The sequence below is a fragment of the Streptomyces platensis genome, from assembly GCF_008704855.1.
Taxonomy (GTDB): Bacteria; Actinomycetota; Actinomycetes; order Streptomycetales; family Streptomycetaceae; genus Streptomyces; species Streptomyces platensis.
In genome coordinates, this window is sequence record NZ_CP023691.1 from 3837389 (window position 1) to 3863467 (window position 26079).

Below are 26079 nucleotides of genomic sequence, written 5' to 3' on the forward strand. Positions count from 1 at the left end.
CGCCGCCGGCTACTCCACGACCGGCAGCAGCTCCGGCAGATGTCCGTCCGACGCCAGGGCGGCCGCCTGGCGTTCCTCGGTGACCGGGGCGTAGGTCGTGGTGCGGGGGCGGGCCGGGCGGCCGGCGAGGTCGGCGATGGCGATGAGGTCCTGGATGGAGCGGTAGGAGCCGTAACTCGAACCCGCCATCCGGGAGATGGTCTCCTCCATCAGAGTGCCGCCCAGGTCGTTGGCGCCGGAGCGCAGCATCTCGGCGGCGCCGTCCGTGCCGAGCTTGACCCAGCTGGTCTGGATGTTGGTGATGTGCGGGTGCAGCAGGACCCTGGCCATGGCCGTCACCGCGCGGTTGTCACGGGTGGTGGGGCCGGGGCGGGCGATACCGGCGAGGTAGACGGGGGCGTTGGTGTGGATGAAGGGGAGGGTGACGAACTCCGTGAAGCCGCCGGTCTCCTGCTGGATTTCGGCGAGCAGGCGGAGGTGGCCCAGCCAGTGGCGGGGCTGGTCGACATGGCCGTACATCATCGTCGAGGAGGAGCGGATGCCCAGCTCATGGGCAGTCTTGATGACCTCGACCCAGGTGGCGGTGGGCAGCTTGCCCTTGGTGAGGATCCAGCGGACCTCGTCATCCAGGATCTCGGCGGCGGTGCCGGGGATGCTGTCGAGACCGGCGGCCTTGGCCTCGCTGAGCCACTCGCGGACGGACAGCCCGGTGCGCGTCGCGCCGTTGACGACCTCCATGGGCGAGAAGGCGTGCACATGCATACCGGGGACACGTTCCTTGACGGCGCGCGCGATGTCGAAGTAGGCGGTGCCGGGCAGGTCGGGGTGGATGCCGCCCTGCATGCAGACCTCCACCGCGCCCACGTCCCAGGCCTGTTGGGCGCGGTCGGCGACCTGGGAGAGGGAGAGGGTGTAGGCGTCGGCGTCCGTGCGGCGCTGGGCGAACGCGCAGAAGCGGCAGCCGGTGTAACAGACGTTGGTGAAGTTGATGTTCCTGGTGACGATGTAGGTGACGTCGTCGCCCACGGTGTCGCGGCGCAGCTCGTCGGCGATGGTGCAGAGCGTGTCCAGGGCGGGCCCGTCGGCGTGCAGCAGCGCCAGGGCCTGCGCGTCGGTGAGCCGGGTGGGGTCGTCGGCGGCCTGCGCCAGGGCCTGGCGTACGTCGGAGTCGATGCGCTCCGGTGCCATCCCGGGGGCCGCGGCCTCGCGCAGTGCCTCCCAGTCGCCATAGACCTCGTCGAAGTCGTCGCGGCGGTCGGCGGTGCGGCCTTCGGTGTCGATGGTGTGGTGCAGGTCCGTACGGCCCGAGGAGCTCATCGTGAAGCCCTCGTCGGGCTCCTGCCAGGGGCGGCCCACCACGGGGGCGTCCTCGATGGCCAGGCCCGTCTCCGGGTCGGCGAGGGCGCGGACGTGCGGCAGCAGGCGCGGGTCGAGCCAGGGCTCACCGCGCTGGAGGAACTCCGGGTAGATGGGGAGCCGTTCCCGCAGCTCGAAGCCGGCCGCGGCGCAGCGCTCGGTCAGCTCGTCGATCTGCGGCCAGGGGCGCTCGGGGTTCACATGGTCGCGGGTCAGCGGGGAGACGCCGCCCCAGTCGTCGATGCCGGCGTCGATGAGCAGCTGGTATTCGCCGTCGACGAGGTTGGGCGGTGCCTGGATACGGGTCGAGGGGCCCATGATGTGCCGGGCCACCGCGATCGTCGCGGCCAGCTCCTCCAGTTCGGCGTCCGGCATTCCGCGCATCGCCGTGTCCGGCTTGGCGCGGAAGTTCTGCATGATCAGTTCCTGGATGCCGTGGTAGGCGCGCTGGATACGGCGCAGCGCGAACAGGGACTCGGCGCGCTCCTCATACGTCTCACCGATGCCGATGAGCAGCCCGGTGGTGAAGGGGACGTTGGAGCGGCCGGCGTCCTCCAGGACACGCAGCCGGACGGCCGGTTCCTTGTCGGGCGATCCGTAGTGGGGACCGCCGGGCTCGCTCCACAGCCGCTCGGCGGTCGTCTCCAGCATCATCCCCAGGGACGGGGCGACGGGCTTGAGCCGCTGGAAGTCCGTCCAGGACAGCACCCCGGGGTTGAGGTGCGGCAGCAGGCCGGTCTCCTCCAGGACGCGGATGGCCATGGCGCGGACGTAGGAGAGCGTGTCGTCGTAGCCGTGCGCCTCCAGCCATTCGCGGGCCTCGGGCCAGCGGTCCTCCGGCTTGTCCCCCAGGGTGAACAGGGCTTCCTTGCAGCCCATTTCGGCGCCGCGGCGGGCGATGTCCAGCACCTCGTCGGGCGACATGAACATCCCGTGGCCGTCCCGGCGCAGCTTGCCGGGGACGGTGACGAAGGTGCAGTAGTGGCACTTGTCCCGGCACAGGCGCGTCAACGGGATGAAGACACCACGCGAGTAGGTGATGACCCCCGGGCGGCCCGCGGCCTCCAGGCCGGCGTCCCGCACCCGGGCCGCTGAGGCGCACAGGTCCCTGAGGTCCTCGCCGCGTGCCTGGAGCAGCACCGTGGCCTCGCCGGCGTCCAGCGCGACACCGTCGCGGGCCCGCTTGAGCGCGCGGCGCATGGCGTTCGCCGTGGGGCGGCCCGCGGCGGCGGGCCCGGCGTTCGTCTCGCGGTCGGTCCCTTGGTCGGATGCCTGGCCGGGTACCTGCGCGCTGGAAGTCATCCTCCGAGCATACGAGCGCCCGCCGACAGCCCCGCCGCCGGAGAAGGCGCCGTTGCTGTGCCGCTGATCACTGCGGACGAAGGTTCCGTCAGGGCATGGAGAGGGCACTTCCCGGCAGCGGCGCACCGCACGCTCACATGCTTGCCAGCAGCTCGTCGGAGTACGTCCTGGTCAGGAACTCCATGTTGTGGCCGTCGGGGTCAAGGATGTAGACACCGCGGCCGCCGTCGTGGTGGTTGATCTCCTGAGGCTTGGTGTGCATGGGGTCGGCCCAGTAGGAGAGCCCGCGCTCCTCTATGCGGCCGAAGATCCCGTCGAACTCCTCCTCGGTCACCAGGAACGCATAGTGCGTCGGGACGAATTCGCCGCCTGCGACATGCTCGGCGTAGTCGAGGGCCACCCCGTTGTCCAGCTTGAGGGCGGCGAAGGGGCCGAACGCCTTGGGCTCGGGCGCACCGAGCAGACCGGCCAGGAACCGGGCGGAGGCGAAACGGTCGGTGCTGTGCACGATCGTGTGGTCGAGGCTAGGCATGGGGTCTCCTTGATCTCTCTGGTCCCGTGCTCGGCGTGGTCCCCTGATCTGCGGGATCGTCCGGACCGTGGCTCTTTCGGGACCGTGGCCCGTTCTCCTTGGACCGTTGAATGCGGGTTGGTTCACCAAGCCCTCACCTCCGACGCTACGACTGGACGGGGCGGGCGCGAATCGGCCTCCGGTACCGATCCTGGGGGACGAGGGCCTTACACCGCTGGTCCTAGGCGTGTCCGGTCCGGCGGCCGTCCACCAAGCCCTCAGGCGGCCCGTCCGGTGTCGTCACGCATCCGGTACGGCACGCTGCCGTACGTCACAGGAACTGCGCGAAGTCGTCGAGCGTCCGCAGTACCTCCGCCTCCCCGGCCGGCGGCAGTTGCAGAACCACCTCTTGCAGTCCCAGCTCGCGGTAGTACGCCAGCTTCCCGGGTGACGGATGGACCGCGTACGGGACCACCACCGGTTCACCCGTGCGCCCGGCGTCCGACCACGCCTGCCGTAGTACCGGAAGGGTCTCGGTCAGCCCCCGTCCGCCGATCGGCAGCCACCCGTCCGCGTACTCGGCGATCTGCCCGAAGAGCTTGGGCCCGGCCCCGCCGCCGAGGAGGATGCGCGGCGCGCCGTGGGCCGGCTTGGGGTGCGCGAAGGACGCCCGTACGGACCCGAAGGCGCCCTTGTACGCGGTCGGTTCCGCGGCCCACAGGGCGCGCATCAGCGCCACCCGGTCCCGGGTCAGCTCCCGCCGGGTCGACCACTCCACCCCGTGGTCGGCGGCCTCTTCGACGTTCCAGCCGTAGCCGATGCCCAGGGTGAAGCGGCCGCCGGAGAGGAAGTCGAGGGTCGCGATCTGCTTGGCGAGGTCGACCGGGTCGTGCTGGGCGACCAGGGTGATGCCGGTCCCGAGGGCGAGCCGCTCGGTGACCGCGGCGGCCTGGCCGAGCGCGATGAACGGGTCGAGGGTGCGGCCGTACTCGCGGGGCAGCGGCTCGCCCATGGGGGCGGGGGTGTCCCGGCCGGCCGGGATATGGGTGTGCTCCGGGAGATAGAGGCCGGCGAAGCCGCGCTGTTCCAGCTCGCGGGCCAGCCGGTCCGGCCGGATCGTCTCGTCGGTCAGGAAGATCGTGGTCGCGATCCGCATGCTGGGAACACCTCCGCGTCGGGCGTGTGCGTGACCGCATGTTGCCTCACCGCCCGACGGTTATCCACAGCCCTTTCCCTCGGTGTCACACCCGCGTACAACAGTTTTCACGCGGTGCGACGAGCCGGCCGCGACGCGGCACTCATCCGACACGACATGACGCGGGGGCGGGGATGGAACGACGCGACGTTCTGAGACTTTCGGCGGTTGCGGGCGCGACGGGCGCGCTTACGCTCGGACGTGTGAGCTTCGCCGACGCGGCGCCCACGGACGGGCGAGCCGGAGGCGGGCCGGGAGAGCAGACCCGGCGGGTCACCGGCCATCTGCCCACGGGCTCACCCGACTTCGTGTACCTGCCGGTCGAAGTGCCGGGCGGGGTGCGCGAAATCGCCGTGGCCTACCGCTATGACAAACCCACCGTCCCGGAGGGCACGGCCGGGAACGCCTGCGACATCGGCATCTTCGACGAACGGGGCACCGGCCTCGGCGGCGCCGGCTTCCGCGGCTGGTCGGGCGGGGCGCGTACGGAGTTCTTCCTGCGCGCCGACGAGGCCACCCCCGGCTATCTCCCGGGCCCCGTCAACCCCGGCACCTGGCATATCGCCCTCGGCCCGTACACGGTCGCGCCGCAGGGCCTGTCCTACGACGTCACGGTCACCCTGAAGTACGGCCCCCAGGGGCGCACCCCGGCGCCCGTCCATCCGCCCGAGCGCGCCCGGGGCCGGGGCCGCGCCTGGTACCGCGGCGACAGCCATCTGCACTCCGTGCACTCCGACGGCAAACGCACCCCCGCCGAGATCGCCGCGCTGGCCCGCGCCGCCGGGCTGGACTTCATCAACACCTCCGAGCACAACACCACCTCCGCGCATCGCGCCTGGGAGGGGCTGTGGGGTGACGACCTGCTGATCCTGACCGGCGAGGAAGTCACCACCCGCAATGGGCACGTGGTCGCGATGGGCACCGACCCGGAGGTCTTCATCGACTGGCGCTACCGGGCCCGCGACAACGCCTTCGGGAAGTACGCACGCGCCATCCGGCGGGCCGAGGGCCTGGTCATCCCGGCGCATCCGCACGCCACCTGCATCGGCTGCAACTGGAAGTTCGGGCTGAACGAAGCCGATGCGGTGGAGGTCTGGAACGGGCCGTACACCCCCGACGACGAGGTCACCCTCGCCGAGTGGGACAACACCCTGGTCGCCCACGTCCAGGGCCGCGCTGACTGGCTGCCGGCCGTCGGCCACAGCGACGCCCATCGCGACCCCGATGTCGTCGGCCTGCCGCAGACCGTGGTGCTCGCCGACGATCTCTCGCGCCGGGCTCTTCAGAACGGCATCCGGGCCGGCCGGGTCTGGATCGCCGAGTCGTCGAAGGTCGACCTGGCGTTCTCCGTCACCGGTGAGCGGGGCGAACACGCCGGAATCGGCGAGCGGCTGGCGGTCTCCCGTACGGCGAAGGTCACCGCCCGGCTGACGGTCTCCGGCACCCCCGGCTGCACGGTCTCCTTCGTCACCGACCAGGGGCGGCTGTACTCCACCGCGCTGCCGCCCTCGGGCGACGGCACCGTCAGCTGGCAGACCACCCCGGATTACGCCGCCTACATACGCGCCGAAGTCCGCCACCCCTCGACAACGCCGGGCCTGCCGGGCCCCATGGCCGCCATGACCAACCCGGTGTTCCTGGGCCGCTGGGGCTGAGCCCGGCGGAGCGCGGGGCGAACGGTGCCCTCACCCCGGCCAGACGATCGCCTGAAGTTCGCTGTAGGCGTGCAGCGCGTACGAGCCCACGTCGCGCCCCACCCCGCTCTTCTTGAAACCGCCGAACGGTGCCTCCATGTTCCGGCCGACCGTGTTCACCCCGACCCCGCCGGCCCGCAGCTGCCGGGCCACCCGGAAGGCGCGGGCGATATCGCCGGACCACACGTAGTCGATCAGCCCGTAGTCGCTGTCGTTGGCGAGGGCGACCCCCTCGTCCTCCTCGTCGAAGGGCAGGACGACGACGACCGGACCGAAGATCTCCTCCCGTACGACCCGCATGTCCGGGGTGCAGTCGGCCAGCAGCGTCGGCGCGACATAGAAGCCGCGCTCCGGAGCGGACGGCCGTTCGCCGCCCGCCACGACCCGGGCGCCTTCCTTCCGGCCCAGCGCCACATACGCCTCGATCCGGTCACGGTGCGCGGCCGAGATCACCGGCCCGACCACCGTGCCCGGCGCGCGCGGATCGCCGACCGTCAGCCGCCCGAGGTACCGCGTCAGCCGCTCCACCAGCGCCTCGTACACGCCTCGCTGGGCGAGCACCCGGGTCGGTGCCGTACAGATCTGCCCGCTGTAGAAGGAGAACGTCGTGCCGATGCCGGCCACCGCCGAGTCCAGGTCCGCGTCGTCGAAGACCACCGCGGCGCCCTTGCCGCCCAGCTCCATGAGCTGGCGTTTCATCCCGCGGCCGCACACCTCGGCGATGCGCTGCCCGACGGCCGTGGAGCCGGTGAAGCTCACCATGTCCACATCCGGCGCGTCCACGGCTGCCGCGCCGACCTCCGCGGAGGCTCCGCTGACGACGTTCACGACCCCCGGCGGCGCCCCGGCCTCCGCCAGCGCCGCGGCCATCCGGTACACCGACAGCGGGTCCTGCGGGGCGGGCTTCACCACGACGGTGTTGCCCATCGCCAGCGCCGGGGCGATCTTGCCCGCCGGGTTGGCCCACGGGTTGTTGTACGAGGTGATGCAGGTGACGACGCCGACCGGCTGCCGTACCGCCAGGGCGCCGAGCACGCCTGCCTTCCCCTCCCCCATTGCCTTAAGGGCATGGGAGGTGCCCCCACGCCCGGCCTCGTTGATCTGCGGCGGCAGCCCCTGCTCCACGGGCTCCAGAGCCCCCTTCGCATACCGCCGGAAGCGCGCCACCCCGACCGCGACCTGCATACCGCGCGCCGTGCCGGTCGTCGCGCCGCTCTCCGCCTGCGCCACCTCGGCGTGCGCCGCGAAGTCGCGCTGCATCACCTCCGCGGCCCGGTCGAGGATCGCGGCGCGGCGCTGCGGCGGCGTACGGGACCAGGCGGGGAAGGCTCCGGCCGCCGCGGACGCCGCCGCGTACACCTGCTCCCGGCTCGCCTCGGGCGCGAGCCCGACAACGTCCTCCGTCGCCGGGTCGATGACCTCATAGTGGCCGCCGTCGGGCTCGGCCCATTCCCCACCGATGAACAGCCGCCCTGCGGAGCTCACTTGACGCTCACCGCCACCGGCCCCCGCCCCACATGCCGCCGTCCACGCCTGCCCCGCCCCACGAGCGTCAGCTCACTCGCACCCCACCCCACGACCAAAACCTCACCCGCACCCGGCCCCACAACCGCCGCCTCCCCCACACCCCGCCCCGCAACTGCCAACTCACCCACACCCCACCCCACGACCAGCGCCTCGCCCGAAACGGTCCTCACTTCGTGCTCACCGTCCTCGTGTCCCGCCCCGACCGCAGCACCGTCCCCGGGACCACGCCGGTCACCACGTCCTCGCGGATCGTCTCGACGCCGTTGACCCATACCGCGTTGATGCCGATCGCCCGGGAATCCAGGCGCGGGCTGTCGCCGGGCAGATCGTGGACGAGGGTGGCCTTGCCCGCGTCGATCCGTACCGGGTCGAAGAGCACGAGGTCGGCGTGCCAGCCCTCCTCGATGCGGCCCCGCTCGCGCAGCCCGAAGAGCTGGGCGGGGTCGTCGGTGAGCATCTTCACGGCCTGCTCCAGACCCATCAGCTTCCGGCCCCGCAGACAGTCGCCGAGAAAGCGCGTCGTATACGGGGCGCCGCACATCCGGTCCAGGTGCGCGCCCGCGTCCGAGCCGCCGAGCATGACGTCCTCGTGCTGCCAGGTCTCGGCGCGCAGCGCCCAGGAGTCCGGGTCGTTGTCGGTGGGCATCGGCCACAGGACGGTGCGCAGCTCGTCGTTGGCGCAGATCTCCACCAGGCACGCGAACGGCTCCTGGCCGCGCTCGGCCGCGATGTCCTGCACGACGCGGCCGGTCAGGCCCTCGTTCGCGGCGGAGTAGGTGTCCCCGATGACATAGCGGCCGAAGTGGGTGAGCCGCCGGAAGACGCCCGCCTCCTTGCTGTCCGCGCGCCGCAGCATCTCGGCCCGGACCGCGGGGTCGCGGAGCTGCTCGATCCGTTCGGGGACCGGCAGGCCCAGGATGTCGCCCCAGCCGGGGATCAGATTCAGCGCGCAGAAGGTGCCCAGGGACATGTTCATGGGGGTGAGGATCGGCATCGTCAGGGCCACGATCCGGCCGCCGGCCTCCCGGGCCCGTTCGCCGGCGGCCAGCTGCCGTGGCACCCGTTCGGGCACGGCCGCGTCGATGGTCAGCACATTCCAGTTCAGCGGGCGCCCGGCTGCCGCGCTCATCTCGACGAGCAGCTCGATCTCGGCGTCGCTGAACTGGTCGAGGCAGCCGGCCACGATCGCCTCGATCTGGGTGCCCTCGTGCGCGGCGACGGCCCGCGACAGCGCGAGCAGCTCCGCCGGCGCGGCGTGCCGGGAGGCGACCGGCTGCCCGTCCCCGTCGGAGTGGGTGGCGGACTGGGTGGTGGAGAAGCCCCATGCCCCGGCCGCCATCGCCTCGTGGAAGAGCGCCAGCATCCGCTCCAGCTGCTCGGGCGTCGGCTGCCCGCCGATGGCGTCCTCCCCCATGACATGGCGGCGCAGTGCGCAATGCCCCACCATGAAGCCCGCGTTGACGGCGATCCGGCCCTCCAGGGCATCGAGGTACTCGCCGAACGAGCTCCACGACCAGGGCGCCCCTTCTTCGAGCGCCACCAGGGACATGCCCTCGACCTTGGCCATCATCCGGCGGGTGTAGTCGGCGTCGGCGGGCCGCGCCGGGTTCAGCGGGGCGAGCGTGAAACCGCAGTTGCCGCCCGCCACGGTCGTCACCCCGTGGTTGAGCGAGGGCGTGGCGTACGGGTCCCAGAAGAGCTGGGCGTCGTAGTGGGTGTGCGGATCGACGAAGCCGGGGGCGAGGACGAGCCCGGTGGCGTCCTCGCTGCTCCGCGCCTCTTCGGTGACGGTGCCGGGCGGCGCGATGACAGCGATACGGCCGTCGCGTATGCCGACATCGGCGGTGTACGAGGGCGTGCCCGTCCCGTCCACAACGGTCGCGCCCTTGATCAGGTGGTCGAGCATGGGGTGCGCCCCCTTCCCCTCGGCGGAATTCAGCTGCCCGTGGCCTGCCGGAACCGGGTCGTGCGGTGCACCGGATCGGTGTCGATCTTCGGGATCACGTGCTCGCCGATGAGCTTGATGCTGTTCATGGTGTCCTCGTACGAGACCCCGATCGGCAGCCCGAAGCTCAGCTGGTCGGCGCCGGCCTGCTCCCAGCGCTTGCACTGCCCGAGCACCTCGTCCGGGTCGCCGCAGATCATCAGCTCCTCGGCGATCAGCAGCTCGATGATCTCGGTGGTGTAGTCGGGCAGCAGCTCGGGCCACTCGGGGATGCCGTCGGGCCGCGGGAAGGTGTCGTGGTAGCGGAAGACCAGCGACTGGAGGTAGTTGAGTCCGCCGTTGACCGCGATCTCCACGGCCTTGTCGTGCGTCTCGGCACAGATCGCGGTGGACGTCACCATCACGTTGTCGTTGACGAAGTCACCGATCGGCTCGGCGTCCCGGATCGCGGTCTTGTACTGCTCCAGCACCCACTCCATGTCGGAGACCTTCTGCACGCTGAAGCCGAGGACTCCCAGGCCCTTCTTCGCCGCCATGGCGTACGAGGTCGGCGAGCCGGCCGCGTACCACATCGCCGGGTGCGAGGCCCCGTACGGCTTGGGGAAGATCTTGCGCGGCGGCAGCTGCCAGTGTTTGCCCTGGAACCCGACGTACTCCTCCTGGAGCCACATCTTCGGGAACTCGGCGATGGTCTCTTCCCAGATCTCCTTGGTGTGGTTCATATCGGTGATGCCCGGCAGGAACCCCAGGATCTCGTGGCTGCCGGCGCCCCGGCCGCTGCCGAATTCGAAGCGTCCCTCGCTGAGATGGTCGAGCATGGCGACCTTCTCGGCGACCTTCACCGGGTGGTTGACCTGGGCGAGGGGGTTGAAGATCCCGGAGCCCAGATGGATGCGTTCGGTCGCGTGGGCCAGATAGCCGAGGAAGACGTCATTGGCGGAGAGGTGCGAGTACTCCTCCAGGAAGTGGTGCTCGGACGCCCAGGCGTACTTGAAGCCGGACTTGTCCGCCTGGATGACGTACTCGGTCTCCTCCATCAGCGCCTTGTGCTCCGCGAGCGGGTCGGTCTCGGCCCGCTTGCCCACATATCCCTGTACAAAGAGCCCGAATTCCAAGGAGGTTCACCGTCCCTGATGGCTATATCTGACGTAGCGTCAGATTCGATGTGCCGACTGTTCCACCGCGCCCGGAGAGCGTCAAGAGCCGTCGCCGCACTTGCCTGACGTGCCGTCAGAAGACACTGACCCCCGCCAGCCACCCGCCGTCGACGACGAACGGCTGCCCGGTGATGTACGACGAGTCCTCGCACGACAGGAAGAGCGCCAGCTTGGCGACCTCCTCGGGCTGTCCGATCCGCCCCAGCGGCACCAGCTTCTGGTAGAGCTCGTCCACGGCCCGCTTCGACTCGGCCGGATCGACGGCCGGATCGAGCGCGGCCGGGTTGGTCATCGGGGTGTCCACCGCCCCCGGGCACACCGCGTTGACCCGGATCTTCCTGGCCGCCAGCTCCACCGCGGCGACCCGGGTCAGCCCGAGGACGGCATGCTTGGTCGCGGCATACGCGCCGACGAAGGCCATCCCGGTCAGCGCCGTGTACGACGCGGTGTTGACGATCGTGCCGCCGCCGGCCGCCTCGATCTCCGGCGCCACCGTACGGATCCCCAGGAAGCAGCCGACCTGGTTGACCTGCACCACCTGCTGGAACTCGTCCAGCGGCGTCGACACCAGCTCGTTGAAGCGCAGAATCCCGGCGTTGTTGACCAGTCCGTCGATCTTCCCGAAGGTGTCCTTGGCCGCCACGACCGCGGCCTGCCAGTCCGCCTCCCGCGTCACATCCAGCGGGACGTACCGCGCGGACGCCTCCCCCAGTTCCCTGGCGAGCGCCTCGCCCTGCGCGTCCAGCACATCGCCGAGCACGACCTTCGCGCCCTCCGCGACGAACAGCCGCGCCTCCTGCTCCCCCTGCCCACGCGCCGCACCCGTGACGATGACGACCCGCCCGTCGAGCTTGCCCATACCCGCACTCCTCCGCTGGTGAGTTGCTCCGCGCCCGTCCGGGCCGTCAGCCGTTCAGCAGCGGCGCGACCTCCGAGCCGAACGCCACCATCTGATCGGTCAGTTCACCGCGGCTCCGGCTGCGGAACCGCACCTGGACCTGCTGCACACCCATCGCGCGGTACTCCCGCAGCGAGTCCGCGATCCGCTCCGCCGCCCCGGACAGCGTCCGCCGGCCGACCTCCCAGCCCGGCTCACCGACGTACAGCGGCTCGGCGATGGTGCCGATCACGACCGGCTCCCCGATGCCGGCCGCCTCCCGCAGCCGCCGCAGCCTGGTGATCTGGCCGGGCAGCTGATCGCGCCGGTCACCCTGCGGAAGCCAGCCGTCGCCGCGCTCGGCGGCCCGGCGTACGGCGGCGGGCGAGGAGCCGCCCACCCAGATCGGCGGCCTCGGCGTCTGCACCGGCCGCGGCGCCTGCCCCAGCCCCTCGAACGCGAACCGCTCCCCCGCGAACTCCGGGAACTCCTCGGGCCCCAGCGCCACCTTCAGCGCGTCGAGGGTCTCGTCCAGCACCGCCCCACGCCGCCCGAAGTCCACCCCGAGCACCTCGAACTCCTCCGCCACGTGCCCGGCGCCGACCCCGAGGATCAGCCGCCCGCCGGAGAGCCGGTCCAGCGTCGCGTACTGCTTGGCCGTGATCAGCGGATGCCGCAGCCCGGCCACCGCCACATGACTCAGCAACCGGACCCGCTCCGTCACGGCGGCCAGATGCGCCAGCGTGGCCACCGGGTCGTACCAGACGGTGCTCATCGCCTCGGCCAGCCGCCGCGGAATCGCCAGATGCTCACAGCAGGCGACATACGCGAAGCCGCACCGGTCCGCCACCCGCGCGATCTCGACCAGCTCAGCGGGCCCCGCGGCCGCCTCCCAGCTCTCCGCGAACAGCGTGCTCTGCGACTGCACCGGCAACTGCATGCCGTACACCAGCCGCCCGTCCTCCGGCCGCCACACCCCATCACGCACGCCGTCCACCGGCCCCTCCAGCTATATCTGACGTACCGTCACATAGCTTGCGCGGGACATCGTGGTGCCTGGCGCGGCATCAGGCAAGGGCGGCGCCGGTGCGCAAGGGGCTACGCGGCGCCCCGGGAGGCCCGCCACATCGTGTGTTCGCGACTGATCGCCTCCTCGGCGTCGGCCACCTCCTGCGCCCAGTCCGACTCCTCATGGGTCGCGGACAGTCGCTGGTGCACGATGCTCAGCTCGGTGGCCGCGAAGGTGTAGGCGCGGCCGAGCGACTCGTACTGCCGCACCGCCAACCAGGCGGCCCCGGCACCCAGCACCGCCGCCAGCACACCGGGCAGATCGAAGTCGATGACCTTCATCAGGCGCAGCACGGCGGCGAGCACACCCAGCCCTTCCACCACGATCAGGCCGATCCGCCAGCGCCGGGCCAGGGCGATGTTCATGGCCGCCTTGGTCCCGTACCACTGCTGCTGGTCCGCGATGCGCCCGGCGAGGTAGGCCTGCTTACGGACCGCGAACGGACTGCGGCGCAACTCGCCCATGGCCGGGGTGGCGGCCATCGAGCCGACCGGAACGATGCTGTCGGCCGGCGCCTCCCTGAGCAGGACCTCCAGCCGCTCGTGGAACCTGCGTTCCGCGGTGTCCACGGGCAGCGCGGCCGGGAACGGCTCGCCCGCCACCGCGTACCGCCAGGACAGCGTCTTCGCCGACTCCGCCAGGGCACGGCCGTCGTACCAGGCACGCTCCGGCCGCTCCGCGAGCATCCACACCTCTAAGTAGACGGTCGCCAAGAAGGCCAGGAGCACCACCGCCACCGCCGCGTCCTTGCCCGACACCGCGCAGACGGCGGCCAGGACCGTCAGCACCAACCGCCATTTCGTGCCCCACATGTGGCGGCGCTGCCCCGTAAGAGAAGCGGCGTCCGCCGACCGGAACACCGCCGGAAAATCCGCTTCGCCGAGTGGTTGCCCCTCGCTCACCGCAGCCCGCCCCCTCGCATCCCGCAACATCAGTCCGAAATACGAAGGAAGTGTAGAGCCGATCGACCAGGCCATCCCGGCATTCAAGAAAGGGAGCCGGGCCGGGAACGAGACGGCGTGGCGCTGCCAACTTCACCACTGCAAGGCGCCGTTGCACCTCGCCCCGGCGGTGTGGATGATGCGGCGACGGGGACGTGCGGCGCCCCCGTGCCCGACCTGACAACGGGGGAACCGGAATGGCTGGTCAGAACGTTTCACAGCGCACCCACCGCTACGACGCCTTCCTTTCCTACAGCCATGCGGCCGACAGCGCCAAGGCTGATCATCTTCGGCGGGGGCTACAGAATTTCGCGCGCAGCAGCTGGCGGCAATTACGCGCACTGCGCATCTTCCTCGACAATGCCTCGCTGTCGGCAAACCCGGGGCTGTGGCCCGAAATCGAGCGGCATCTCGCGGATTCCGGCGCCTTCATCCTGCTCGCCTGCCCGAGGTCCGCCGGATCGGACTGGGTGCAGAAGGAGATCAACTGGTGGCGCGCCGGCCTCGGGGCGCGGCGGATGCTGATCGTCGTCACCGGTGGCGAGCTGAAGTGGGACCACGGGGCAGGGGACTTCAACTGGGAGCACACCACCTGCCTGCCGCGCACCATGGCGGGGATGTTCAGCGACGAGCCGCGGTGGGTCGATCTGCGCTGGATGTCGGAAGCGGATCCCGGTTCGCTGCGGGACTCGCGCTTCCAGCAATGCGTGGCCGACCTGGCGGCCCCGCTGCACGGGCGCCCCAAAGAGGATCTGATCGGTGCGGACGTCACCCGGCAGCGCAGGACGAAGCGGCTCGTGCGCGGTGCGCTCGCCGTCATCACCGCTCTCGCCGTTGCAGCGGGCCTGGGGTGGGTGAACGCCGTCCAACAGCGGGACGAGGCCCAGCGGCAGGCCCTGCTGGCGACCTCGCGGCAGCTGGCCGCGACCGCCCTGAACCTCAAGGACGGAAACCTTCGGCTGGCCTCGCTGCTGGCGATCGAGGCGTACCGCATGCAGGAGTCGCCCGAGGCCATCGCCACGCTGAACCGGCTCTCCACGGACAGCCCTCATCTGGTGAGCATGATGTCGAGCGCGAAGGACATCAGCGCACTCGCCTTCAGCACGGACGACAAGACGGTCGCCGTCGGGGACGAGGGCGGTGCGGTGGCGGTGCGGCGCGCCGACAGCCGCGCCCTGCGCGCCCGGACCTCGCTGCCGGGCCGTATCACGGCAGTGGGCTTCAGCCAGGACGGGAAGCGGCTGGCCGCCGGGGACAGCAAGGGCAATGTGGGGGTCTATGACCTCACGCGCAAGACACTGCGACGGCTCGCTCCCCGGCCGAAAAGCGTTTCCTCACTGGGATTCGGCATGGCGGGACAACTGGCCGTCGTGGACGAGGCCGGCACGGTGGCACTGTACGAGGAAAGCGGAAGGATGGTCCGCGCGAAGCACACCGGGCACTCCGGCACCGTGACCGTCTTCCAGAACGTCGACTCCCACCTTCTGGTGCGCGACAGGGTGGGTGGCGGCGCTCTGTACACCGTGCCCGAGCTGCGCACGGTCCTGGAAAGCAACGAGTTCTCCCTGCCCGCCGGCCAGTACGTGCAGGCCGTCTCGAACGGTGGCCACTGCTTCGGCTACCTCAAATTCGGGCAGTTCATCAGCACCGGACTGCCGAAACGCAAGGGCCACGAGTCCCTCGCCGACACCTGCCCGGACTTCCCCGCGCTCCCCAACGAGGAAGCCAGGTTGCTGGCGCTGTCCGACAACGGCCGGATGGCCGTGGGCACGGCGTCCGGCATCACGGTGGCCGACGCGCAGACCAAAGGGGAGACCGGTCGGCTCCGCACGCTCACCGGTGTCGGCCGCCCCTCGCTGCTGCGGTTCTCGGATTCGGGAGAAAGGCTCGCTTCCGCACACGGCCGGACGGTCGCGCTGTGGAACCTCCAGCAGTCATCCCGGACGGCCCATGCACATGGCCTGCCCCTCTCGGATGACGAGACCATGATCCACAGCCCGGCGCTGGCCGTCGGCCCGGACGGCCAGGTCGCCTGGGACAACCCCCTGCAGGACGACACCTTCGGCAAGGAAACCAGGCTGCACGTCTGGAGCCCGAAGCGCCGCGGCATGCTCGTGGGCGGGGAGGATGCCCTCTACGACGCGCTCGCCTTCAGCCCCGACGGCCGGACCCTGTACGCCGGCCTGTCCGGCGGCGTGCAGTCATGGCAGATCCAGGACACCCGCCTGGTGAAACGGCGCACGGTGGCCTTCTCCGGACCGCAGGACGACTACCGGGACCCGATCGCGATCAGCCCGCGCGCGGACGGCTCCCTGGTCCTCACCACGGACGACGGGGCCGTCCATGTCGCCGGCCCGTCGGCGCAGCGCACCCGGATCGCGGTACCACGCGGTACCGGCGACCCTCATCGCGGCCTGCTCTCCTCATTGAGCGACGACGGCCGGACGGCCGCGGTGGAGAACACCGACGGCGCCGTCGACCTCTACGACGTCGACTCCGGCCGGAAGACGCAGTCGGTTCGCCTGGACGGCGAGAAGGTGAATGCGCTCGCGCTGGCCGGCGGGGGACACGCGCTGTTCCTCGACGGCAGCAGAGGAACCTTCGCCCGCTGGGACCTGGACACACAGCGGTTCCGCTGGCGGAGCGACGAACCGAACGGGGCCCGGGTGACGTCGAGCGCGGACGGCCGCACGGTCCTCACCCTGGCCGACAGCGGCGCCTTGACCAGGTGGGACGCGGACACCGGGGACCGGCTGGGCGGCCCCGAGATCCCCATCCCGCTCCATACGATGTCCGGCAACGGCGGCATCGGGGAGCACACCGGCTTCGTGATGGACAGCGCAGGCACCCTGTGGACAGCCACCGAAGGCGGCGAGGTCCTCTCATGGGACTTCTCGGTGGCCTCCTGGATCGAGGGGCTCTGCCGGATCGCCGACCGCAACCTGACCGACGCCGAATGGCGCCGCTATGTGGGGACCGCCCCGCCGTCCCGGCCTACCTGTGGCTGACGGCGGAGCGGCGTGCGACCGGTCAGGAGGCGACGGCGGCCGGTGGTCGACAGGCAGGCCTGCGATGCACCTGAATCCCGCCGTCACCCCGCCGGCTTCGGAGCGGACGGCCCCCAGAGCCCCTCCCCCGTCAGCCCCAGCAGCGAGATCGCGTTCCCGCGGACGATCCGCTCCACCACGTCCGGCGCCAGGTGGCCCATCTGGGACTCGCCGACCTCCCGCGACTTCGGCCAGGTCGAGTCCGAGTGGGGGTAGTCCGTCTCGTACAGCACGTTCCCCGCGCCGATCGCGTCCAGGTTCTTCAGGCCGAAGGCGTCGTCGAAGAAGCAGCCGTAGATGTGCTCGGTGAAGAGTTCGGACGGCGGGCGGAGGACCTTGTCGGCGACGCCGCCCCAGCCGCGGTTCTCCTCCCAGACCACATCCGCGCGCTCCAGGACATACGGAATCCAGCCGATCTGCCCCTCGGCGTACATGATCTTCAGGTCCGGGAAGCGGTCGAACTTACCGCTCATCAGCCAGTCGACCATCGAGAAGCAGCAGTTGGCGAAGGTGATCGTCGATCCGACGGCGGGCGGGGCGTCGGCGGAGGTCGAGGGCATCTTGCTGGACGAGCCGATGTGCATGGCGATGACCGTGCCGGTCTCGTCGCAGGCGCGCAGGAACGGGTCCCAGTAGTCGGTGTGGATGCTGGGTAGCCCCAGGTGGGGCGGGATTTCGCTGAAGCAGACGGCCCGGACACCGCGGGCCGCGTTGCGCCGTACCTCCGCGGCGGCCAGCTCGGCGTCCCACAAGGGGATCAGCCCGAGCGGGATCAGCCGCCCGCGCGCCTGCGGGCCGCACCACTCCTCCACCATCCAGTCGTTGTAGGCGCGCACTCCCAGCAGGCCCAGTTCGCGGTCCTTGGCCTCCGTGAACGTCTGGCCGCAGAAACGGGGAAAGGTCGGGAAACAGAGCGCCGACTGAACATGATTGACATCCATGTCGGCCAATCGGTCGGGCACGCTGAAGGAGCCCGGCCGCATCTGCTCGTAGGTGATGCCTTCGAGTTTGATGTCGTCGCGCGCATAGCCGACGGCCGTGTCGAGGCGGGTCAGCGGACGGTGCAGGTCTTCATAGACCCACCAGTCGGCTATCGGCCCGTCGTCACCGACGGCACCCATCTTTGGAGCGAATTTTCCGCCCACGAAGCTCATTTCCTTCACCGGCGCCCGAACAATGCGCGGGCCGGTGTCCTGGTACTTCGACGGGAGCCGGTCCCGCCAGACGTTGGGGGGCTCCACCGTGTGGTCGTCCACCGAGATGATCTTCGGGAAGGTCTCCATGGCGGATACGGTAGCGCTGATCTGACGATGCGTCAGCTACCGGAAGAGGCGGACCGCATGGCAGGGGGCGCACGGAAGCTTCACCTCCGCGCCCCTGCCCTGCGCCACCCCGCCTCCGTCACCGATCGTCCGAGGAGGCTTTGTGGACGGTCCGGACCCCTACTGACGTAAGCAGCCGCGACAAGGCAGACTGGCCGTTGCACACAGCGAGGTAGTGCGCACAGCGCGAACAGATGCCACACACGGCAGGGGGGCACCATGGACGACGGTCCGGGGCGGGAGCGGCTCCGCTTCACCGTGCTCGGTCCCGTACGGGCCTGGCGCGGCGCAACACCGCTGGCAGCGGGCTCCCCGCAGCAGCGGGCGCTGCTCGCTGCGCTCTTGCTGCGCGGCGGCCGCACCGCCACCGCGCCCGAACTCGTCGATGCCCTCTGGGGCGACGAGCCGCCGCATGCCGCGCTCGCCGCGCTGCGCACCTACGCCTCCCGGCTCCGCAAGGCCCTGGGCGCCGACGCCCTGGTCAGCGAGTCCGGCGGCTATGCGATCCGCCCGGTGGACGGCCGCCCGCTGGACCTCGACCACGATCACGCCGAGCAGTACGCCGCCGAGGCGGAGAAGGCCCGGGCGACCGGCGACCGCAGCCGCGCCCGTGAACTCCTCGACAAGGCACTGGCGTTGTGGGAGGGCGAACCGCTGGCCGGCCTCGCGGGCCCGTACGCCGACACCCAGCGCACCCGCCTCGACGAATGGCGGCTGTCCCTCACGGAGTCCCGCCTCGAACTCATACTGGAAGCCGGCTGCCACGCCGACGCGGTGTCCGAGCTGACCGCGCTCACCGCCGCCCACCCGCTGCGCGAACGGCTGCGCGAACTCCTCATGCTCGCGCTGTACCGCAGCGGACGGCAGGCCGAGGCGCTCGCGGTGTACGCCGACACCCGCCGGCTGCTCGCGGACGAGCTGGGGGTCGACCCGTGCGCCTCGCTCTCCGATCTCCAGCAGCGGATTCTTCAGGCGGACCCGGATCTGGACGCGCCCGCCGTCAGCTTCGACACCGACCCCGCCGCCTCCGCGGTGGTGCGCCCCCAGCAGCTTCCGGCCACGGTCGCCGACTTCACCGGCCGCGCCGCCTTCGTCACCGAGCTCGGCGACCAACTCGCCACCGCCGAGGGCAGCGTGATGGCCGTCTCGGCCCTGACCGGCATCGGTGGCGTCGGCAAGACCACTCTCGCCGTGCATGTGGCCCACGCCGCCCGCGACCACTTCCCCGACGGACAGCTCTACGTCGACCTCCAGGGCGCCGGCCACAACCCCTCCGAACCGGTCGCCGTCCTCGGCGCCTTCCTGCGCGCCCTGGGCACACCCGACGCCTCCATCCCTGATGGCCTGGAGGAGCGTTCGGCGCTCTTCCGCTCCATCCTGGCCGGCCGCCGGGTGCTGACCCTCCTGGACAACGCCCGGGACGCCTCCCAGGTCCGGCCGCTGCTGCCCGGCACGGAGGGCTGCGCCGCCCTGATCACCAGCCGCGCCCGCATGATCGACCTGGCCGGTGCCCATCTCGTCGACCTGGACGTGATGAGCCCGGAAGAAGCGCTCGCGCTCTTCACCCGCATCGTCGGCGAGGAACGTGTCACCTCGGAACGGCAGGCCGCCATGGCCGTCGTCGGGGCCTGCGGCTTCCTCCCGCTGGCCATCCGTATCGCCGCCTCCCGGCTGGCCGCCCGCCGTACGTGGACGGTGTCCATCCTGGCCCGCAAGCTCGGCGACGAGCGCCGCCGCCTGGACGAACTCCGGGCCGGCGACCTCGCCGTGAAGGCCACCTTCGAGCTGGGCTACAAGCAGCTGGAGCCCGCGCAGGCCCGTGCGTTCAGGCTGCTGGGGCTGGCGGACGGCCCGGACATCTCACTGGCCGCAGCCGCCGCCGTGCTTGACATGGACACTGAGGACACCGAGGAACTCCTCGAATCCCTCGTGGACAGCTCGCTCCTGGAGTCCGCCGCACCGGGCCGCTACCGCTACCACGACCTGGTACGGCTCTACGCGCGTGCCTGCGCCGAGCGGGACGAACACCCGCCGTCGGAGCGGGACCTGGCGATCTCCCGGCTGCTGGACTTCTATCTGGCGACCGCCGCACGGATGTACGCGCTCGAACGCCCGGGTGACCGCCTGATCGACCACATGGAGGCCACCAACTACCCGGGCCTCGTCTTCGCCGACCGTGCGGCGGCCCTGGAATGGCTGTTCAACGAGGCCGGATGTCTGCTCGCCTGTGCCCGGCAGTCCAGCAGCCCGGACACCCTGCGACGGGCCGCCGATCTGTTACTGCTCACCAAGGACCTGGCCGAATCCGGTGCCGACGCGCTCCAGTACGAGCAGGCCAACGTCACGCTGCTGACGGCCGCCCGGGAGGCCGGGGACCAGCACGCGGAAGCGCGCTTCCACCTGGCGCTCACGTACGTCCGCACGCTGTCGGGACGGCTGGACGAGGCCGATGAGAACGCCAAGTCCGCCATGCTGCTCGGCCTTGCCTCCGAGGACCCCTACGTCTCGTCGTCCGCTCCCAATGACCGCGGGATCATCGCCAACGCGCAGCACCGCCATGCCGACGCGGAGGGTTATCTGCGACAGGCCCTGTCCGCTTTCCGCGACGACAAGAACCGGCAGGCCGAGGCCAGCGCCCTGTGCAATCTCTCCCGTGTCCATCTGGACACCGGGCGCGTGGACAGCGCGATCGACCTGGCGGAAGAAGGGCTCTCGATATACCGCCGGCTGGGGGCCAAGCGCCGGCTCGCGAACGGTATGTACGCCCTCGCTCTCGCCTACACCCAGGCCATGCGCCTGGAGGAGGCGACCGAGCAGCTGACCGCCGCCCTGGCCATCTTCAGGGACAGCCGGCAGCGCTTCTGGGAAGGGATGACCAACTTCCGGCTCGCCGAGGTCGAGCTCGCCGCCCACCGGCCCGCCACCGCCGCCAACCATGCCGAACAGGCGCTCACCGCGCTGCGCGGCATCGGCGGCGATTCCTGGCGCGCCACGGTCCTGACCACCCTGGGGCGCGCGCTGCACGCCCTCGGGCAGACCGGCCGTGCAAGGGTGTGCTGGCAGGAAGCACTGGCTACGTTCGAGCGCCTGGGTTCCTCTGACGGCACCGCTGTGCAGGCACTTCTCTCGCCCACCGTGATCGCATAAGCGCGTTCACCGGGCGGTGGACTCCGACGTTTATCGATCGTTCATCGCGTCGGGCCACTCTTAACAACATCGATCCGCCGCCTCGGGGGGCAAGCGGCTCGGTGCCCAGGCCGCACAGTTATCGTAAGCGGCCATGCTACGCCCGTCCGGCGGCCCACGGGGGAGTCGCCGGCCGGGTGACCAAGCAGTAAGCGCCCACACAGGAGTTGATCCAAGTGAACGCCGACAACAAGGCCGCAGTCCCAGGTGAGCGGGACATCATCCGGCCCATGGACAACCACCAGCCCATCAGCGGAGCCGGCGTCAGCACGCAGGTGAAGAAGTCCGAGGACCGGGATGTCCTCAAGCCCATGGACAACCACCAGCCCATCAGCGGAGCCGGCGTCGGCACCCAGGTGAAGAAGTCCGAGGACCGGGACGTCCTCAAGCCCATGGACAACCACCAGCCGATCGCCACGCCCCTGACGGACGACAATCACCAGCCCACTCCGGGGAACGGCGTTTCCAAGAAGGACTGACGCCCGTTCACCACGACTCCGAGTGAGGGCCCGTCAAACCAACGGGGGGGTATTCGGGGGATCGCAGGGGCCGGTTTCGATGGCGCGGAGGGGATGCCATCGAAAACCGGTCCCTGCGGCGTTTTTGCCTTCCACCGCAAAACTGGCGATATTTCTCGCATTTCCATGATGATCGAACATCTGCCCGCAATTACCGCTAGCGTGTTTCGTGAACGTCAACCTCCCCTCTTCTCCAAGGAGTTGGAATGACCCACGCAAAGAAGGCCTTTATCGTCGCCGGTATCGCGGCGGCCGCATTGGGCGTCGCCACGCTGCCCGCCACGGCCGACAACCACATGCCCGGGCCGCCGCACTCCCTGACGGCCCAGGCCGGCTCCCCGGCGATATCGCTGGACCGCCACGCCCCGCTGTCGCCGCCGGACAACCACATGCCCTGATCGCTCCACGGCGCGCACGCGGCATATCGCCCAGCGCCCTGGCCGCCGGCATGCGAGGCGAGGCGTAACGCAGAGCGGGGGCCGGGCTGACGCCCGGACCCCGTTGCCCTTTTCCACCCTGTGGGCGGGCGCGTGCCGGATCAGCCGTCGCCGCCGGATTTTCCTCCTGCCCCACATCTGACGACTCGTCAGTTCCGGTGCTACAGTGCCGCGGCACTCATCTGCCCTGCCAGCAGCCAGGAGGCGCCCCATGTTCGACCCCGCCCGTATACGGACGCTCTGGGAACTGGTCGAGTACCGCGCGCGGGCCTCGGGCGGGAAGCCGATGTTCTTCGACGGGGACGGGCGGGCGGCCACCTTCGACGGTGTGCGGGACGAGGCGCTGCGGGTGGCGGCCGGGTTGCGGGAGCTCGGGGTCGGGGCCGGGACGCGGGTGGCGTGGCAGTTGCCGACGCGGGTCGGGACGGTTGTCGCGTCGTTGGCGCTGGCCAGGCTGGGTGCCGTGCAGACGCCCGTGATTCCGCTGCACCGGGAGCGGGAAGTCGGCTTCATCCTGGCGGAGTCGGCAGCGGAGTTCGTGCTCGTACCGGGCGTGTGGCGGGGGTTCGATCACACCGCGATGGTCCGGAAGCTCGCCGGGGACGGCGTGCGGGTGCTCCCGGTCGGGGACGGGCTCCCCACGGCGGACCCGGCCGGGCTGCCCGCCGCGCCGTCCGGCGGGGACAACGGGGCCACCACCTGGATCTACTACACCTCCGGCACGACCTCCGCCCCTAAGGGGGTGGAGCACACCGATGCGTCGCTCATCGCCGGTGGCGTCGGGCTGGCCACCGCGCTCGGCATGTCCGCGGACGACATCGGCTCGATCGCCTTTCCGTACGCGCATATCGCCGGTCCGGACTATGTCATCGCCATGCTGGTCAGCGGCTTTCCCGCGGTCATCCTGGACACTTTCGAGCCGGGCCGCGCGGCCGCCGTCCACCGGCGGCACGGGGTCACCATGGCGGGCGGCAGCACCGCGTTCTACCAGGCGTTCCTGGACGAGTCGCGCCGCTACCGGCAGCAACTGCCGCACGCCGGGCGGCTGATCCCCTCGCTGCGGCTGCTCTCCGGTGGCGGGGCGCCGATGCCACCGGAGCTGTATGCGGCGGCGGGGCGGGAGCTGGAGTGCGCGATCGTGCACGGGTACGGGATGACCGAGTGTCCGATGATCGCGATGGGGACGCCGTACGACAGCGACGAGCAGCTCGCGCGGACGGTCGGCAGGCCGGTGGTGGGCGCGCGGGTGCGGATCATCCGGCCGGACGGGTCCGGGGCCGGGGACGGGGAGAGCGGTGAGGTGACGGTCGAGGGGCCGATGCTGTTCCGGCGCTACACCGATCCGGCGCTGACCGCGGAGGCATTCACCGCCGACGGCGCCTTCCGCACCGGTGACCTGGGGTATCTGCGCCCCGACGGGCATCTGGTGCTGACCGGGCGGCTCAAGGACATCATCATCCGCAAGGGCGAGAACCTCTCCGCGCAGGAGATCGAGGAGCTGGTGCGCACCCATCCGGCGGTGGCGGAGGCCGCGGTGATCGGACTGCCGGACCGGGAGCGCGGCGAGCGGGTGTGCGCGGTGGTCACGCCCGCCGATCCGGCCGCACCGCCGCTGACCCTGGACGGGCTGACCGCGCATCTGCGGGCGGCCGGGCTGATGACACAGAAGCTGCCGGAGCAGCTGGAGACCGTCGGCGAACTGCCGCGCGGCGGGCCGCTGCACAAGGTGCTCAAGTCGGTGCTGCGGGAGCGGTATACGGAGTAGAGGCATGGCCCGGATAGGCCGGACACAGGCGGCGACTTGAAAGACCGCGCGCCGGGCAGCCGCTATGCGGGGTCAGGAAGTCCGGGTGTGGTGGTCCAGCAGGCGGGTGAGCAACTGTACGAGCTGGTCGCGTTCGGCCGGGCTCAGCGGTGCGAGCAGTTCGTCGTGGAGGTCGTCCAGGACCTTGTCGAGGCGGGGCAGGCGACGGCGGCCCCGGGCGGAGATCGTGATGATGTTGCGGCGCCGGTCGTCGGGGTCCGGGACCCGCTCGACGAGGCCGCGCTCGGCCAGTTCGTTGAGCACGCCGACCATGTCGCTGCGGTAGATGCCGGTGCGCCGGCTCAGCGTCGCCTGGCTGGCCGGCCCGTACTCCACCAGTGAGGCGAGCACGGCGTAGTGCCACTTGCGGGCGTCGACCCGGCCCAGCCCCTCATTGATCAGCCGGTCCGACCGCACGGTCAGCTGCGACAGCAGCCGGCTCGCCCGCCGGCGCAGCCTGCCGGGCGTCTCGCGCGCTCCGTCGTCGGGCAGGTCCGCGGCTTCGGCTCCGGTCATGGCGCCCATCCTACCCATTGCGTTAGTCAGACTAACGATGTACGTTCGCCTCCACCGAAAACGTTAGTGCAATAAACGTTCATTCGGTGAACACCGAGGAAGGAAGACCCGCTATTCCCACCAAGATGGTGCAGATTCCCACCACGGACGGCCAGGCCGACGCCTTCGCCGCCTTCCCCGACCACGGCGAGCGGCACCCAGGGGTGCTGATGTACGCGGACGGCTTCGGCATCCGGCCCGCGCTGACGGCGATGGCCCGCGAACTGGCCGGGCACGGGTACTACGTGCTCGTCCCCCACCTCTTCTACCGGCACGGCCCGGCACCGGTGATCGAACTTCCTGAGCACCTCGGAGAAGAGGACCGGCCCGCGGTCTTCGCCCGGCTGATGCCCTTGATCGAGGCGCACACCACCGAACGTGCCCTGCGCGACGCCGAGGCCTATCTCAGGTTCCTCACCGCCCAGCCGGAGGTCAGCGCCGGACCGGTCGGGGTGACCGGCTACTGCATCGGCGGCCTGCTGGCGATGCGCACCGCCGCGGCCCACCCCGGCCAGGTGGCCGCCGTCGCCGGATTCCACGGCCCCGTGGCCGCCGACGGGCCGGACAGCCTGGCCAAGATCACCGCACAGGTCTACCTCGGCCACGCCGCATCCGACGTGACGCCCGAGGCCCTCGGCGAGCTCAACCAGGACCTGGACGCCGCGGGTGTCGACCACCTCTCCGAGATCTACCCCGGCACCGTCCACGGCTTCACCATGTCCGACACCGACGCCTTCGACCCCGCCGCACTTCAGCGTCACTGGGACCGCCTGCTCCCGCTCCTCGGCCGCACCCTGGCCAACGGCTGAGGCACCGGCCCCCCATGCCCCGGGCCCGTCCCTGCTCCGCCAGACAGCCCCGGCCGGGGCCGGGCCGCGGTGTGGCGATGAGTTCCGGGGCCCGGTGGAGTCTTCACTGGGAGTGGCAGCGCGTGTGGGACGGCCGCACCGGTGGCGGCCCGGCAGCACGCACCGGCAGGACGGAAGGACCGCACGATGACCGAGACGATCGACTTCGCGGCGCAGGCCCGGCTGGTGTCGCAGCTCGCGGCCCGCACCGCCGATGAGCAGCTCGAAGCCCCCACGCCCTGCGAGGCGTACGCGGTGCGCCATCTGCTGGGCCATCTCGTCGGCCTGACCGCGGCCTTCCAGGCGGCGGCGCGCAAGGACCTCGGGCCGATGACGAACGTCTCCCCCGATACGTCGGTGCCCGATGTGGAGTCCGGGTGGCGCACCGAGCTGGACCGGAATCTGGTGGGGATGACGGAGGCCTGGCACGCCCCGGAGGCCTGGGAGGGCGAGACGCGGGCGGGCGGAGTGGACCTGCCCGCGGCCATCGCGGGCCGGATCGCGCTCAACGAGCTGGTGCTGCACGGCTGGGACCTGGCGCGGGCCACCGGCCAGGAGTACGCGCCCGATACGGCGAGCCTCGGGGTCTCGTATGCGCTGCTGGCGCCCTCGGCCGAGGGCGGGGACCGCGGGCCGTTCGGCCCGCCGGTGGCGGTGGCGGCGGATGCCCCGCTCCTCGACCAGGTGGTGGCGCTCAGCGGCCGCCGGCCCGACTGGACGCCGCCGGCGTCGTAGCCGGGGTCCTCCGACGGCCGACGGGCGGCCCGGTCATGCGGCGGGCGCGGGCC

Annotated in this window: 19 protein-coding genes; 8 read left to right on the plus strand and 11 right to left on the minus strand. The window is 71.0% G+C overall.

Annotated elements, in window-relative coordinates:
- Positions 1-9 precede the first annotated feature (9 nt).
- The 3 genes from CP981_RS16760 to CP981_RS16770 all read right to left on the minus strand — a co-directional run bounded on the left by CP981_RS16760 (position 10) and on the right by CP981_RS16770 (position 4325).
- On the minus strand, positions 10-2658 hold the full coding sequence (locus CP981_RS16760; protein ID WP_085925787.1) for a bifunctional FO biosynthesis protein CofGH: 2649 nt from the start codon (positions 2656-2658) through the stop codon (positions 10-12).
- A gap of 133 nt (positions 2659-2791) precedes the next feature.
- The gene (locus CP981_RS16765; protein ID WP_085925788.1) at positions 2792-3190 is read right to left on the minus strand and encodes a VOC family protein; all 399 of its coding nucleotides are present in this window, start codon (positions 3188-3190) and stop codon (positions 2792-2794) included.
- 310 nt (positions 3191-3500) lie between these two features.
- Entirely contained in the window at positions 3501-4325 is an 825-nt protein-coding gene (locus CP981_RS16770) for a TIGR03619 family F420-dependent LLM class oxidoreductase (RefSeq protein WP_085925789.1), read from the minus strand.
- A gap of 173 nt (positions 4326-4498) precedes the next feature.
- Between CP981_RS16770 and CP981_RS16775 the strand changes: the two genes are divergently transcribed.
- Positions 4499-6019, plus strand: coding sequence for a CehA/McbA family metallohydrolase (locus CP981_RS16775; protein WP_107429544.1), 1521 nt, complete (start codon positions 4499-4501; stop codon positions 6017-6019).
- A 30-nt stretch (positions 6020-6049) separates the two neighbouring features.
- On the opposite strand, the gene CP981_RS16780 is transcribed toward CP981_RS16775, so the two are convergent.
- The 6 genes from CP981_RS16780 to CP981_RS16805 form a co-directional block, all read right to left on the minus strand.
- The gene (locus tag CP981_RS16780) at positions 6050-7543 is read right to left on the minus strand and encodes an aldehyde dehydrogenase family protein (RefSeq protein WP_085925791.1); all 1494 of its coding nucleotides are present in this window, start codon (positions 7541-7543) and stop codon (positions 6050-6052) included.
- A gap of 208 nt (positions 7544-7751) precedes the next feature.
- Positions 7752-9491 carry an N-acyl-D-amino-acid deacylase family protein gene (locus tag CP981_RS16785; protein ID WP_085925793.1) on the minus strand — a complete coding sequence of 580 codons (1740 nt, stop codon included), beginning with the start codon at positions 9489-9491 and terminating at the stop codon, positions 7752-7754.
- 29 nt (positions 9492-9520) lie between these two features.
- Positions 9521-10645: an LLM class flavin-dependent oxidoreductase gene (locus CP981_RS16790; RefSeq protein WP_085925794.1), complete on the minus strand. Its 1125-nt coding sequence runs from the start codon at positions 10643-10645 to the stop codon at positions 9521-9523.
- A 115-nt stretch (positions 10646-10760) separates the two neighbouring features.
- The gene (locus tag CP981_RS16795) at positions 10761-11546 is read right to left on the minus strand and encodes an SDR family NAD(P)-dependent oxidoreductase (protein WP_085925795.1); all 786 of its coding nucleotides are present in this window, start codon (positions 11544-11546) and stop codon (positions 10761-10763) included.
- 46 nt (positions 11547-11592) lie between these two features.
- Positions 11593-12504 (minus strand): LLM class F420-dependent oxidoreductase, encoded by a 912-nt coding sequence (locus CP981_RS16800; protein WP_085925818.1) that lies wholly within the window; start codon positions 12502-12504, stop codon positions 11593-11595.
- A 158-nt stretch (positions 12505-12662) separates the two neighbouring features.
- Positions 12663-13565, minus strand: coding sequence for a DUF4231 domain-containing protein (locus tag CP981_RS16805; protein ID WP_085925819.1), 903 nt, complete (start codon positions 13563-13565; stop codon positions 12663-12665).
- Between the two features lie 206 nt (positions 13566-13771).
- On the opposite strand from CP981_RS16805, the gene CP981_RS16810 reads away from it, so the two are divergent.
- Positions 13772-16582: a toll/interleukin-1 receptor domain-containing protein gene (locus tag CP981_RS16810; RefSeq protein ID WP_085925796.1), complete on the plus strand. Its 2811-nt coding sequence runs from the start codon at positions 13772-13774 to the stop codon at positions 16580-16582.
- A gap of 83 nt (positions 16583-16665) precedes the next feature.
- Here the strand turns inward: CP981_RS16810 and CP981_RS16815 are convergent, their stop codons facing one another.
- Positions 16666-17904, minus strand: a complete 1239-nt coding sequence (locus CP981_RS16815) for an amidohydrolase family protein (RefSeq protein ID WP_085925797.1) — start codon at positions 17902-17904, stop codon at positions 16666-16668.
- 258 nt (positions 17905-18162) lie between these two features.
- Between CP981_RS16815 and afsR the strand changes: the two genes are divergently transcribed.
- The 4 genes from afsR (at position 18163) to CP981_RS16835 (ending at position 23849) form a co-directional block, all read left to right on the plus strand.
- Complete coding sequence (afsR, locus tag CP981_RS16820; protein ID WP_085925798.1) at positions 18163-21090, plus strand: SARP-family global regulator AfsR; 2928 nt, start codon at positions 18163-18165, stop codon at positions 21088-21090.
- A 215-nt stretch (positions 21091-21305) separates the two neighbouring features.
- Positions 21306-21608 (plus strand): hypothetical protein, encoded by a 303-nt coding sequence (locus CP981_RS16825; RefSeq protein ID WP_085925799.1) that lies wholly within the window; start codon positions 21306-21308, stop codon positions 21606-21608.
- Positions 21609-21853: 245 nt separating this feature from the next.
- Positions 21854-22045, plus strand: coding sequence for a hypothetical protein (locus CP981_RS16830; RefSeq protein WP_085925800.1), 192 nt, complete (start codon positions 21854-21856; stop codon positions 22043-22045).
- Positions 22046-22295: 250 nt separating this feature from the next.
- Positions 22296-23849: a class I adenylate-forming enzyme family protein gene (locus CP981_RS16835; protein ID WP_085925801.1), complete on the plus strand. Its 1554-nt coding sequence runs from the start codon at positions 22296-22298 to the stop codon at positions 23847-23849.
- 72 nt (positions 23850-23921) lie between these two features.
- On the opposite strand, the gene CP981_RS16840 is transcribed toward CP981_RS16835, so the two are convergent.
- Complete coding sequence (locus CP981_RS16840) at positions 23922-24404, minus strand: MarR family winged helix-turn-helix transcriptional regulator (RefSeq protein WP_085925802.1); 483 nt, start codon at positions 24402-24404, stop codon at positions 23922-23924.
- A gap of 125 nt (positions 24405-24529) precedes the next feature.
- On the opposite strand from CP981_RS16840, the gene CP981_RS16845 reads away from it, so the two are divergent.
- Complete coding sequence (locus tag CP981_RS16845; RefSeq protein WP_425282136.1) at positions 24530-25252, plus strand: dienelactone hydrolase family protein; 723 nt, start codon at positions 24530-24532, stop codon at positions 25250-25252.
- A gap of 186 nt (positions 25253-25438) precedes the next feature.
- Complete coding sequence (locus CP981_RS16850; protein ID WP_085925803.1) at positions 25439-26026, plus strand: TIGR03086 family metal-binding protein; 588 nt, start codon at positions 25439-25441, stop codon at positions 26024-26026.
- The last annotated feature ends 53 nt before the right edge of the window (positions 26027-26079 follow it).